Source organism: Rhizobium sp. 01N48 (assembly GCF_056399145.1).
The window spans coordinates 183,229-195,055 of record NZ_JBFTQT010000006.1; the positions used below are offsets into that span (position 1 = coordinate 183,229).

Consider the following 11,827-nt stretch of genomic DNA (forward strand, 5'->3'; position numbering starts at 1 on the left):
CCTTATTCGGCGGCGGCGAGGTAGATCTGGTTCTGCGAGGATGCGGCCAGAGCCTGCACACGCGCTTCGGTCTTGGCGATCAGCTGGTAGAACTCGTCCTGCGCCTCGACATCGAGCTGAATGACGGCGTTCACTTCATCCGGCGTATCGCAGACGCAGGCAATGGCCGATATCGGGCAGATGCCGCCGGGATAACGCTTACCGCTGCCGGTGTAGGCGCGGCGGCCCCAGCGCTCGGAATAGACGGTCTCTTCGCGATCGATATGAAGGATCGTGCCCTTGCACGCGGTCACGATGCCGGCCTTGCCATAGGCAAACCAGTGGTAGTTCAATTTCCGCAAGATATACTTGCCGGTGATGTCTTCCCCGGCCAATTCGGCGGGATCTTCAATCATACGGATCATGACGTCTTCCTTAACGTGCACGTAATATCCGATATCTATGTTTCAGCTTCAAGACGAAAAGGTCAGCTTTTGGAGCCACTTAGTCACAAGTTGTTTCGAATTCTTACGAATTTCGCCGCTTTTTCGCCGTTTGAGCGCCATCGGCTCAGCCCCGGAACGCAACTTCCAGGTTTTGCCGGTCCTGCGCGACCACCCGGCAATGCGTCTCGAAGCCTTCACCCTTGATCATCAAAACGAACTCCGCCGGGATTCCCGTCGAGCTCGAAACAGAGAGTGCGGCACTGTCGGCGCCGAGCGAGCGGATGGTGCAGTCGATCGTCGAGCGACGGTCGTTGAAGAGGATCGAGCCGGCCTTCAGCACCCGCCGGCGCGCGCCGCTCGGCTGATCCGAGCTGATCGATTGCCAGCAGAGGCAGCGGTTGCGGCCGCTGCGCTTGGCCTCGTACATGGCGGCATCCGCCTGGGCCAGCAGCGTGTCGATCTCCTTGCAGACGATCGAGAGCGCCGAAACCCCGAAGCTCGCCGTCACCTCGAGCGAGCCGAACTCGCCGACGATCGGCTCGGCCGAAATCGCCGCCCGCAGCCTCTCGGCAACGACGAGTGCGCCGTCGCGGTCGACATTGGGCAGGATGATCGCGAATTCCTCGCCGCCCAGCCGGCCGAAAAGGTCGCCGCTTCTAAGCACCGAGCGGCAGATCGAAGACACCGCCTTCAGCACCTCGTCGCCGGCCGCGTGGCCATGCGTGTCGTTCACGGTCTTGAAGTGGTCGATGTCGAGCACGATGCAGGCGAGGCTTTTCTGGTTGCGCAGCGCGGCCCCGATCAGCTGGTCGGTCTCTTCCTTGAAGGCCCGGCGTGTCAGTCCCTCGGTCAGGCTGTCGGTCGCCGCCGATTGCATCAGCTCGATGCGGTCCATGGCGACGCCGGCGATCTCTTCGAGAATGGTGAGATCCTTGCGTCCGAAGGAGCGCGCCGTGCGGTCGATGGCGCAGACGGTGCCGACGGTGTGGCCGCTCTTGGTGCGCAGCGGAACGCCGGCATAGAAGCGAATATGATTTTCACCTGTCACCGCGGGGTGGGCGGCAAAGCGCGGGTCGCGCGTCGCGTCGGGCACGATCACGGCCGTGTCGAGGTCCACCACGAAACGGCAGAAGGAATCCTCGCGCGGCACTTCGCTGTTCGAGAGACCGGAGCAGGCCTTGTACCATTGGCGGTGTGCGTCGATCAGCGACACCAGGCCGATGTCGACGGTGAACACTTCCTTGATCAGCCGAACGATCCGCTCGAAGCCTTCATCGCGCGGCGAATCGAGCAGGTCGAGCTGCTCCAGCGCCGCCAGACGCTCGAGTTCCCGCTGTTTCACATCCGCGGAAGACGTACCGAATGCGCGCGCAACAGCCATTGCAAACGTGCTCCCCACCTAAATCCGTGTATGAGATGCCTCGCACAAAATCATGAACAAATGAATATTATGCGTCCCCGGTTCTCATGGGTGAAGGTCGCGGGCAGGGGTGTCAAGGTTTCGGATAGGGGCTCCCATCCTTGTGAACGAACCGGCCATCGGCGTTGGCGCTCATCATGTCGATGTCGGAACAGGTGGTGAGATCGGCCATGTCACGCGAGCCGATTTCCAGGTAGATCGCCACCGCATCGGACCGGTTGATGAGGTGATGGCCGTTGCCGGTGTTCTTCGGAAAGGCGGCGCAATCGCCGGCGCGAAGCGGCGTCTCCCCATCATCCTCGACCAGCACCACCTCGCCCGAGAGCACATAGACGAACTCGTCCTCATGCGAATGCCAGTGCCGCTGGCTCGACCAGTTTCCCGGCGGCAGGTGCATCAGGTTGATGCCGAAAGCGGAAAGCCCGCCGGCGTCACCCAGCCGCTGGCGGATACGCTCGGCGCAGGCCGCCGCATGCGGCTCCGGATAAGGCGAGCCCTTGACGCGGGCAACGGTGGCGACGTCGATTTTCGGCATCAGACTATCCTCCGCATTGGTGGCTAGGCGGACCGCCCGCTCAACCGCCCTTCGGCTTCTTCGTGGCCTTCGTCATGTTCAGCGCGATCGCCGCCCGCACGAGTTCCGTAAGTGCCGGCGCGTTGATCGTGTCTCCCTCGTGAAAGTCGATCGCGCGCCGGGCATTGCCCTCGAGGCTGGCGTTGAAGAGGCCGGAGGGATCGTCGAGCGATGCGCCCTTGGCGAAGGTCAGCTTCACGGCGGTCTTGTAGGTCTCGCCGGTGCAGATGATGCCGGAACGCTCCCACACCGGAACGCCGCGCCATTTCCACGTTTCGATCACCTCTGGATCGGCGTCCCGGATGATCCGCCGCGCATTCGCCAGCATCGGGCCGCGCCAGTCCGTCAGCTCCGCGATCCGCTGGTCGATCAGCTGCGACGCATCGGCTTCCTCGCCCGCGGCACTCGTCTTCTCCGCCATTCCATCCTCCCCGTCGATAAGCTTATGCGAATACTACGCAATCTAGGAGATTCGCGGCTGAGGGGAAGAGGGTTCCCTCTGTCTCCGCCTCCATCATCGTGTTACCAATCTCGCGGGATTCGAGGAGGTTCACTCATGACGCAGGTGCCTGCCGCCAATTGGGCGGAAAGCTTTCACTATGGTTTCAAGGACTGCAATTATCCATCCTCGCTCGAGGAAATCAGTGCGATCGTCGCGCGGTCGGCGGCGGTAAAGACGCTCGGCTCGCGCCACTCGTTCAACGCCATCGTCGATGGCAGCTCTGCCATGTCGCTCGAGCGCCTGCCGATCGATCCGGTTGTCGAGGGCGACGGTCGCCAGGTCTCGGTCGCCGGCCACTGCACCTATGGCGAGCTCGCGCTCTTCCTGCAGCGCCACCAGCTCGCCATCCACAATCTCGCCTCCCTTCCGCACATATCGATCGCCGGCGCGATCGCGACCGCGACGCATGGCTCGGGCGATGGCAACGGCAACCTGGCCACTGCGGTCTCCGGCCTCGAATTCGTCACCGGCGATGGCAGCTTGGTGAAAGTAAAGCGTGGCGATGCCGATTTCGAAGGCATGGTCGTGCATCTGGGCGCGCTCGGCGTCGTCACCCGCGTGACGCTGGATGTCCAGCCGGAGTTTCAGGTCGCGCAGCATGTCTATGAGGGGCTGGGCTGGGACGCGCTCTTGTCCAATCTCGATGCCATCATGGCGGCGGCCTATAGCGTCAGCGTCTTCACCCAATGGGGCGAGAAGGCCGGCGCGGTCTGGCTGAAGGAGACGGAAAAGAGCGGCAATCATCCCGATGCCCTGCAGGGCGCGGTCAATGCCGACATCAAGCGTCATCCGATCATCGGCCTCGACGCCGAAAACGCCACCGAGCAGCTGGGCGCCTTCGGCCGCTGGTCGGATCGGCTGCCGCATTTCAAGATGGGCTTTACCCCAAGCAGCGGCGCCGAGATCCAGTCCGAATATCATGTGCCCCGCAAGCATGGCGCGGCCGCCGTCGAGGCGCTCTTGTCGATCCGCCCGAAATTCGCGCATCTCGTCCAATCGGGCGAACTCCGCACCGTCGCCGCCGACAGCCTGTGGCTCAGCCCGCAATTCAATCGCGATACGCTGTCGATTCACTTCACCTGGGTTCGCGACCAGGCGGCCGTCGATGCCGCCGCCGCCGAGATCGAGCAGGCCTTGGCGCCTTTCTCGCCCCTGCCGCACTGGGGCAAGGTCTTCACCCGCCGCCATATCGGCAAGAATTACGCGAAGCTCCCTGACTTCGCCCGCCTTCGCGAGCGCATGGACCCCGAACGAAAGTTCTCCAATCCATGGCTGGAAGAGGTCGTCTTCGGCACGACGAACTGAGCGGGATTGTGCGGCATCTTGCCGGCGTTGGCGCTCGCCGCCGCGCCGGTATATGCTGTTGCGAACAGGCAAGGGGCGAAGATGTCCCTGATATCGGTATGGAGTAGAGATTGGCTGTAGCCTTCACCAAGGAAGAAAGCTTCGAGACGGCATCGGAAACACTCATTCCCGATCGCCCCATCTCGCAGCATCCGAACCTCGTCACCGAGGCCGGATTGAAGGCGCTGGAGCTCAATCTTAGCCAAGCGCGCGAGGCCTATGAGGCGACGTTGGGGATCGACGACATCAACGAGCGCCGCCGCCAGGGTGCCGCGCCGTTGCGTGATGTCCGCTACTTCGCGGCCCGCCTCGGCACCGCCCAGCTTATGCCCGCGCCTACGTCCAGCGATACCGTCGCCTTCGGCAGCCTCGTCACCTTCGAGCGCGAGGACGGGCGGGTGCAGACCTATCGCATCGTCGGCGAGGACGAGGCCGATCCGAAGGCCGGGTCGATCTCTTACGTCTCGCCGGTGGCGCGTGTGCTGATCGGCAAGGCCGTCGGTGATGTGGTTGATGCCGGCGGCCAGGAGCTGGAGATCATCGCGATCGCTTGAGCGGGGCTTTCACCGCGATCGAAAGCCGCCCGCTATCCGCAAGCCTGTCGGCCCGCTCGTTTCCCTCGGTGCCGGCATGGCCCTTGCACCACGAAACGGTGATCGTCGCTGATCCCGAGATTGCCGTGTCGATCGCCTTCCAGAGATCGGCATCGGCGATGCCACGGCTTCTGAGCCGGCTATTGGCGTTGATCTTCTTGAAGCCGTTGTTGCGCCAGATCGGCCGCCACTCGTTGCAGCCCTTCACCGCGTAGACCGAATCCGACCAGATCGTCACCACCGCTTTTTCCGCGTGGGCGTTGACCCATTCCGTTGCCTTCAGAACGGCGGTCGCCTCCATCGCATTGTTGGCGGTCTTATCAGCGCCGCCGCAACCGGATGCGATCTCGACGCCACCGCGGTAGACGGCGAAGCCCCAGCCGCCGTCGCCGGAGCCGGGCTCGCAGCAGCCGTCGGTGAAGATCTCAAGCTTGTCGTGAGCACCGATGGCGCGTGGGTCGTCGGGATTGTCGGTCATATGGGCGGCGGAACGTCTGGCAAATCGGCAGGAAGGCGCAGCCTATCCGAAATGCCCGGCCCTGTCTTCCGCCCCAGATAATGCCCGCCTACTTCGACGTCGACACCACCTGCGGATAAAGCAGCACCGTCTTCTGCTGCTTCTCATGCGCGGAAAGATAGCTCTCGCGCGCCGCCATCTTCACACTCGGCTCGATATCCGGCTTGCCGAGAAGCAGCCCCTGCATCTGCTCGCAGCCCTCGTTGGTCACGATCTGGCGCTGCAGTTCCGTTTCCACGCCCTCCGTTACCACCTGTATGCCAAGGCTGTGGCCGAGGCCGATGATGGCGCGCACGATCGAGCGGGCGGCGGCGTCATGTTCGAGAATGCCGGTAAAGCTGCGGTCGACCTTGATCTTGTCGAAGGGCAGCGCGCGCAGGTTGGAGAGCGAGGAGAAGCCGGTGCCGAAATCGTCCATGACGATGCGCACGCCGAGACCGTGCAGCCGCATCAGCGTCGAGATCGTCGCCACCCGGTCGCGGATGAAGGCGGCCTCGGTGATTTCAAGCTCCAGCCGCTGCGGCGCAAGCCCGGTCTCGTGCAGAATGGCGGCCACCCGGTCATAGAGATTAGGCAGCATGAATTGCACCGGCGAGACGTTGACGGCGATAGTCAGCGGCTGCGGCCAGCGCGCCGCCTCGGTGCAGGCCTGGCGCAGCACCCATTCGCCGAGCTGCACGATGATGCCGCTCTCCTCGGCGATCTTGATGAAGACGTCGGGCTCGGAGCTTCCATGCCCCGGCCGGTTCCAGCGCATCAGCGCCTCGTAGCCGCTGATGCTGCCGGTGCGGCTGTCGAGGATCGGCTGGTAGTTGACGAAAAGCCGGTTGCGGGTGATCGCGTGGCGCAGCTCGTTTTCGATCTCGCGCCGCGCCTTGACGGCGGCATCCATCTCCGCGTCGAAGAAGCAGGCCTTGCCGCGTCCGGCATGCTTGGCGCGGTAAAGCGCGGTGTCGGCGTTGATGCACAGAAGCTCGCCGGTATCGCCATCGGCGGGGTGGACCGCGATGCCGATGCTGACGCCGACGGCGGTCGGGTCGCGGGCGACGTCCATTTCGGCGGCGACGCCCGCAAGGATCGCGTCGGCAAGGCCACGCGCGCCGTCGGGCTGCGGCTTGCCGCTCTGGATGATGGCGAACTCGTCGCCGCCAAGCCGCGCGATGGTGGCGCTGTCGTCGGCCACGCGCTGCAGGATCGCGGAGACCTTGCACAGAAGCCGGTCGCCCTCGGCATGGCCGAACAGGTCGTTGACGGCCTTGAAGCGATCGAGATCGAGATAGAAGACGGCCACCTGCCCACGCTTGCGCTGCGCCACCTGGATTGCTTGTCTGAGACGCGTGTCGAAGAGAGAGCGGTTCGGAAGCCCGGTCAGCACGTCATGCTGGGCCAGATGCTCGATCATCTGCTCGGCGCGCTTGCGCTCCGTCAGGTCGCGCACGGCCAGGATATCGCAGCTGCGGCCGCGATAGATCATCCGCCGGAGCATGAGTTCGACCGGCAGTTCGGTCTCGCCGTGCGTGGTGAGCAGCGTCTCATGATGGACGCCGGATTGCAGCCCGCCTGGGGGCAGCAGCAGGAAGTCCGGTTTCTGGCCGCGCAATTCGTTGAGCTGCCAGCCGGACATCTCGAGAAAGCGCTCGTTGGCGTCGAGGATCATTCCCTCGTAGAGCACCAGCAGCCCCTCCATCGTGGCGTTCGCCAGGCCCTTGAGGTCGGTGAGGTGGCTCGCCAGGAACACCATGCCGAGCGATGCCAGAATGAGCGCCGTCGAGACCGCCATGACGACACCCGCCAGCGCCTTCGGCTCGACGATCGCAGCCGTCATCTGCCGTCCCGGCTCAGGGGTCAGCGTGATGAAGCTCATCGACACGAAATGCGCGGCGGCGATCGCCAGCACCATTGCGGTTGCGGATAGCAGCACGCGCTTGGAGCCGGATAGCGAACGGAAGATCAGGAAGGCAACGCTCGCAAGTGCTGCGCTGATGACAAGCGCCGAGAGTGTCGCCGTCGCGTTGAAGAGAATGTTGAATTGGCCCTCGACCGCCTGCATGCCCGTCAGGTGCATGGCGGTGATCCCGAGCGCCATCAGCGCGCCGCCCTGCGCGAAGGCGAAGCGGCTGGTACCCTCGGTGGCGACGAGCAGCGCCAGATAGGAGACGCCGATGGCGATCACAACCGAGAGTGTGGTGAGCCCCAGCCCGTAAGCGATGGAATAGCCGCCGTCATAAGCGAGCATGGAAATGAAGTGGGTGGCCCAGATGCCGACGCCGATGGCGAAGGCCGACGCCATGATCCAGTTGCGCTGCTGGGCGCGATCGCACTGCTGCGCGCGGAAGAGCAGCAGCATGGCGGTGAGATTTCCGATGAAACAGACGACGACGGCGGCAATGATCAAGCGCCAGTCATGATTGTCACGAATACAGGCGATCACGGTAAACATCAGCCACCTCCAGCACCAATCTCCGGAAGTTATCAAGCGTCTTCTTAAATAACTATGAATTGCAAATTACAACTTTTCCATGCTCTGAACGAATGTTCTCGCAGAGTCTGGCGTGTGCCCGCATTTCGTTTTTCACCTCGAAAGCGCTGATGCTTTGGTCTATCGTCCGGCAAAAATTCAAGAAGGAGTCGGAAATGCCTGACCTGATGCCGGTTCTCGCGCGCGCGGACCAGAATTTGCCCTCGAGCCTCGACAAGCTGTTCGAGCTGCTGCGGATCAAGTCGATCTCGACCGATCCCGCCTACAAGGATGATTGCCACAAGGCAGCCGAGTGGCTGGTGGCCTATCTCCGAGACATCGGTTTCGACGCTTCGGTGCGCACCACGCCCGGCCACCCGATGGTCGTCGCCCATCACGATGGCGCCAACCCGTCGGCTCCGCATGTGCTTTTCTACGGTCACTATGACGTGCAGCCGGTCGATCCGATCGATCTCTGGGACAACGACCCCTTCGAGCCTTCCGTGCAGGAAGCCGGCGGCCGCAAGATCCTGACCGGCCGCGGCACCGCCGACGACAAGGGCCAGCTGATGACCTTCGTCGAAGCCTGCCGCGCCTATAAGGAAATCAACGGCGCGCTGCCCATCCGCGTCACGATTCTGTTCGAAGGTGAGGAAGAATCCGGCTCACCATCTCTGAAGCCATTCCTAGAGGCCAATGCCGCCGAGCTGAAGGCCGACTATGCGCTGGTCTGCGATACCAGCATGTGGGACCGCGACACGCCGGCGATCGCAGGCACCCTTCGCGGCCTCGTCGGTGAAGAAGTGGTCGTCACCGCAGCCGACCGCGATCTGCATTCGGGCCTCTTCGGCGGTGCTGCCGCCAACCCGATCCATATCCTGACGAAGATCCTCGCCGGCCTGCACGACGACACCGGCCGCATCACGCTGGATGGCTTCTATAACGGCGTCGAGGAAACACCTGCAAACATCAAGGCTTCGTGGGAAACGCTCGGCCTCACCACCGAGGGCTTCCTCGGCGAAGTCGGCCTGTCGGTTCCCTCTGGCGAGAAGGGCCGCTCGGTGCTGGAACTCACCTGGGCCCGCCCGACTGCCGAAGTCAACGGCATCTGGGGCGGCTACACCGGCGAAGGCTTCAAGACCGTGATCGCCGCCAAGGCGTCGGCCAAGGTCTCCTTCCGCCTCGTCGGCACGCAGGACCCGGCCGCCATCCGCGACAGCTTCCGCGCTTATGTGCGCTCCAAGCTGCCTGCCGATTGCTCGGTCGAGTTCCACCCGCATGGCGGCTCGCCGGCCATTCATCTGGCCTATGATTCGCCTGTTCTGACAAAGGCGAAGACGGCGCTCTCCGACGAATGGCCGAAGCCCGCCGTCGTCATCGGCATGGGCGGCTCGATCCCGATCGTCGGCGATTTCCAGAAGATGCTCGGCATGGAATCGCTGCTGGTCGGCTTCGGCCTCAGCGACGACCGCATCCATTCTCCGAACGAGAAGTACGAGCTGACGTCCTATCACAAGGGCATCCGCTCCTGGATCCGCATCATGGAAGCGCTGGCGGCGTAATCGGCGTCGATGAAATGAAAAAGGCGCACCGATTTTTAAAGATCGGGGCGCCAGAGGAACAAAAAGGCCGGGTTGAAACCGGCCTTTCGTCATTCGCTTCGCATCAGTGCCAGTACATCCGTGGTCAAAGTGAAAGCGAATATTGCAGTCAGACTGCCCGCGAAAGGTTAACGAAGCGTTAACGATAATCTCGCGATAGGCAGGTCAATTCTCCATGCGCTCCATGGTGCGGCTTGGTGATCGACGACTGCATCCGATGACCGGGATATCGTGATTGCGCCGGCCCATTTCAAGGCCTTGGTCCTCGAACCGTTCAAGCTGCGTTCATCAGTGGATGCTATAAGTCATTGAAAGAAAAGTTGAATCACTCTCGCCAAACTTTGGCCGGGAAGCTGTTCACTGTTGTCTTGATAAGGCGATAAGCCCGAAAGTTTTCTGAAGGGGCGGCGTTTCGTCCGCTCTATCTAGGGAGTGCAAGCGTGAAGACCACATTGATGAAGATCACCGCCGTCGCAGCCTTGTTGCTGGCCCCGGTGGCAGCTCAGGCCGCCGAAGGGTTCGCGACCGCCAACGTCAACATGCGCGCCGGCCCGAGCACGCAGTATCCTGCTGTCACCGTCATTCCCGCCGGCGAATCCGTCGAAATCCACGGCTGCCTTGCCGATGTGCCCTGGTGCGATGTCGAGTTCTACAACGGCCGCGGCTGGGTCGCCGGCCGCTATGTGCAGGCGCTCTATCAGCAGCGCCGCGTCTATGTCGATCCGCAATATTATCGCCCGCTCGGCATCCCGACGGTCGTCTTCAGCGTCGGCAATTACTGGGATCGCTACTACCGCGACCGGTCCTTCTACGGTCAGCGCGACCGCTGGCGCCGTAACCCGGTCTATGACCGCCCGGCAGCCGTCCGCCCGCCGCCCGGCCCGGGCTTCGACAATCCCGGCCGTCCGCGTCCCGGCTATGACAATGGCGGACCTCGCCCTGGTTACGATTACAACCGCCCGGGTTACGACAACAATCGCCCGCGTCCCGGCTTCGACAATGGCCAGCCCAATTTCGACCGTGGCCCCGGTCGCGGTCCCGATTTTGGCCGTGGCCCCGATCCGCGCCAGGACAATGGTGGCCGTCCCGGCCGCCCGCCGCAGTTTGACGATCAGTCCGGCCGCGCCGGCATGCCCGGCCAGCCAGGCATGCCAGGTCAACCGGGTCAGCCCGGCCGGCGTGGTGAGGGTGGCCAAGGCGGTCAGGGAGGACAGGCCGGCCAGCCAGGTCAGCCAGGCCAACCCGGACAGCCAGGCTTCGATCGCGGCCCGGATCGTCGCGACCACGACCGCCGCCGCCCGCCTGTCTGCCAGCCGGGCGACCCGAACTGCGGACAGAACCAGCAGTAATCAAGCATCAACAGTGAAAATGAGAAGGGCGATCGAAAGGTCGCCCTTTCTGTTTGTCGGGAAGAAACGAAAAGCCCGACGCTCCTGAGAGACGCCGGGCCTGAATTCGATCGGCTCGTGTTGAGGGGAGACGGCCGATCTGCCGCGAAGCGTGTTGCCTCGCTTGGGTAGAAATGGGTGAAAGCGGAAATGGTTCCGCGTCACCAGCCGGAAGCTGTATTTTTGCCGGATGCCATCAGGTCGCGCATCGAGGCGTAGGGGCCGTGCAGCATCTTCAGACGGCTCTCTTCCATCTTCGACAGCCGATGACGGCGCGCGAAATCATGCACGCTCCAGATCTCTCTGGGGCTGAAATCGTCTGCTGTTGCCGAATGGATGCTCATTGTCCGCCTGCTTGATGCGCCGAATGCGCGAATAATAGGCGCAATCGCCGCGACATATGTCAGATTTGTGACAAAGGCAACGAATGGCAGCCATGTTGAGACAAAATGGCTCGCCTTGCGCATGCATACGAAAAAAGGCCCGCGACGGGCGGGCCTTTCGAGTGGTCGGTGCGATCGTTTGGTCGCTCAGTAGCGATAGCCGTAGCCGTCGCGTGCCCATGGCGGCGGGCGATGGCCGCGATCGTCGCGCCAGCCGTAACGCGGCGGCGGGCGGTGGCCCCAGCCGTAGTCGCGGTGGTAGCGGCGTTCGTAACGCGGCGGCGGCGGGCGGCGCCAGTTCGGGCGGCAATCGCCCCAGGGCGTGACGTGGAAGCCACGGCCGCAGGCATAGTCGACCTTCACGACATTGTTGGTGACGCCGCTCTGAACGGCGCCCATCGGCATGGCTTCGGCAACCGTGGCACCAAGCCCGGTCAGTGCGATCGCGATCGCGATAATTGTCTTGCGCATCTCTGCACCTCATTCCTTATGCAAGTCCCTTGCACGTGGATTAGAGGGCCGTTCGGGTGAATGGGACCTGAACCAACCAAGGCATTATTGCGGCAGGCGGGGAGGGCCGGCTGAAACCGAAAAATGCTGCGTTCAAAAGCTTTTGCCTTTG

The 11,827-nt window shown here is 63.1% G+C and carries 12 protein-coding genes; 4 read left to right on the plus strand and 8 right to left on the minus strand.

Features of this window, described 5'->3' with window-relative positions; translation table 11 throughout:
- Positions 1-2: 2 nt before the first annotated feature.
- The 4 genes from AC1DOG_RS14085 to AC1DOG_RS14100 all read right to left on the minus strand — a co-directional run bounded on the left by AC1DOG_RS14085 (position 3) and on the right by AC1DOG_RS14100 (position 2,840).
- A complete protein-coding gene (locus AC1DOG_RS14085; protein ID WP_113009505.1) occupies positions 3-404 on the minus strand; it encodes a hypothetical protein in 402 nt (133 codons plus the stop codon).
- Between the two features lie 145 nt (positions 405-549).
- Entirely contained in the window at positions 550-1,806 is a 1,257-nt protein-coding gene (locus AC1DOG_RS14090; RefSeq protein ID WP_477928808.1) for a GGDEF domain-containing protein, read from the minus strand.
- 112 nt (positions 1,807-1,918) lie between these two features.
- Positions 1,919-2,380, minus strand: coding sequence for a cupin domain-containing protein (locus tag AC1DOG_RS14095; protein WP_477928810.1), 462 nt, complete (start codon positions 2,378-2,380; stop codon positions 1,919-1,921).
- A 40-nt stretch (positions 2,381-2,420) separates the two neighbouring features.
- The gene (locus tag AC1DOG_RS14100) at positions 2,421-2,840 is read right to left on the minus strand and encodes a DUF1801 domain-containing protein (protein ID WP_477928812.1); all 420 of its coding nucleotides are present in this window, start codon (positions 2,838-2,840) and stop codon (positions 2,421-2,423) included.
- Between the two features lie 135 nt (positions 2,841-2,975).
- Between AC1DOG_RS14100 and AC1DOG_RS14105 the strand changes: the two genes are divergently transcribed.
- Together AC1DOG_RS14105 and greA are read left to right on the plus strand one after the other, a co-directional pair.
- Positions 2,976-4,226, plus strand: coding sequence for a D-arabinono-1,4-lactone oxidase (locus tag AC1DOG_RS14105; protein WP_477928813.1), 1,251 nt, complete (start codon positions 2,976-2,978; stop codon positions 4,224-4,226).
- Between the two features lie 110 nt (positions 4,227-4,336).
- Complete coding sequence (greA, locus tag AC1DOG_RS14110) at positions 4,337-4,819, plus strand: transcription elongation factor GreA (protein WP_477928815.1); 483 nt, start codon at positions 4,337-4,339, stop codon at positions 4,817-4,819.
- Here greA and AC1DOG_RS14115 read toward each other — a convergent pair.
- Both AC1DOG_RS14115 and AC1DOG_RS14120 read right to left on the minus strand, forming a co-directional pair.
- Positions 4,803-5,336 carry a ribonuclease H family protein gene (locus AC1DOG_RS14115; protein WP_477928817.1) on the minus strand — a complete coding sequence of 178 codons (534 nt, stop codon included), beginning with the start codon at positions 5,334-5,336 and terminating at the stop codon, positions 4,803-4,805. The genes greA and AC1DOG_RS14115 overlap by 17 nt on opposite strands.
- An 88-nt stretch (positions 5,337-5,424) precedes the next feature.
- Positions 5,425-7,815: a bifunctional diguanylate cyclase/phosphodiesterase gene (locus tag AC1DOG_RS14120; RefSeq protein WP_477928819.1), complete on the minus strand. Its 2,391-nt coding sequence runs from the start codon at positions 7,813-7,815 to the stop codon at positions 5,425-5,427.
- A 194-nt stretch (positions 7,816-8,009) separates the two neighbouring features.
- On the opposite strand from AC1DOG_RS14120, the gene AC1DOG_RS14125 reads away from it, so the two are divergent.
- Positions 8,010-9,395, plus strand: a complete 1,386-nt coding sequence (locus AC1DOG_RS14125) for a M20/M25/M40 family metallo-hydrolase (protein WP_477928821.1) — start codon at positions 8,010-8,012, stop codon at positions 9,393-9,395.
- 479 nt (positions 9,396-9,874) lie between these two features.
- A complete protein-coding gene (locus AC1DOG_RS14130) occupies positions 9,875-10,783 on the plus strand; it encodes an SH3 domain-containing protein (protein ID WP_289728443.1) in 909 nt (302 codons plus the stop codon).
- A gap of 200 nt (positions 10,784-10,983) precedes the next feature.
- On the opposite strand, the gene AC1DOG_RS14135 is transcribed toward AC1DOG_RS14130, so the two are convergent.
- Both AC1DOG_RS14135 and AC1DOG_RS14140 read right to left on the minus strand, forming a co-directional pair.
- Positions 10,984-11,166, minus strand: coding sequence for a hypothetical protein (locus AC1DOG_RS14135; RefSeq protein ID WP_477928823.1), 183 nt, complete (start codon positions 11,164-11,166; stop codon positions 10,984-10,986).
- A gap of 186 nt (positions 11,167-11,352) precedes the next feature.
- Complete coding sequence (locus AC1DOG_RS14140) at positions 11,353-11,676, minus strand: GCG_CRPN prefix-to-repeats domain-containing protein (RefSeq protein ID WP_112428750.1); 324 nt, start codon at positions 11,674-11,676, stop codon at positions 11,353-11,355.
- Positions 11,677-11,827 lie beyond the last annotated feature (151 nt).

Coding starts and splice junctions, on each gene's coding strand:
- AC1DOG_RS14120 (WP_477928819.1), bottom strand. CDS start 7,815: ATGTTTACCGTGATCGCCTGTATTCGTGACAATCATGACTGGCGCTTG.
- AC1DOG_RS14135 (WP_477928823.1), bottom strand. CDS start 11,166: ATGAGCATCCATTCGGCAACAGCAGACGATTTCAGCCCCAGAGAGATC.
- AC1DOG_RS14095 (WP_477928810.1), bottom strand. CDS start 2,380: ATGCCGAAAATCGACGTCGCCACCGTTGCCCGCGTCAAGGGCTCGCCT.
- AC1DOG_RS14140 (WP_112428750.1), bottom strand. CDS start 11,676: ATGCGCAAGACAATTATCGCGATCGCGATCGCACTGACCGGGCTTGGT.
- AC1DOG_RS14105 (WP_477928813.1), top strand. CDS start 2,976: ATGACGCAGGTGCCTGCCGCCAATTGGGCGGAAAGCTTTCACTATGGT.
- AC1DOG_RS14085 (WP_113009505.1), bottom strand. CDS start 404: ATGATCCGTATGATTGAAGATCCCGCCGAATTGGCCGGGGAAGACATC.
- AC1DOG_RS14090 (WP_477928808.1), bottom strand. CDS start 1,806: ATGGCTGTTGCGCGCGCATTCGGTACGTCTTCCGCGGATGTGAAACAG.
- AC1DOG_RS14115 (WP_477928817.1), bottom strand. CDS start 5,336: ATGACCGACAATCCCGACGACCCACGCGCCATCGGTGCTCACGACAAG.
- AC1DOG_RS14125 (WP_477928821.1), top strand. CDS start 8,010: ATGCCTGACCTGATGCCGGTTCTCGCGCGCGCGGACCAGAATTTGCCC.
- AC1DOG_RS14100 (WP_477928812.1), bottom strand. CDS start 2,840: ATGGCGGAGAAGACGAGTGCCGCGGGCGAGGAAGCCGATGCGTCGCAG.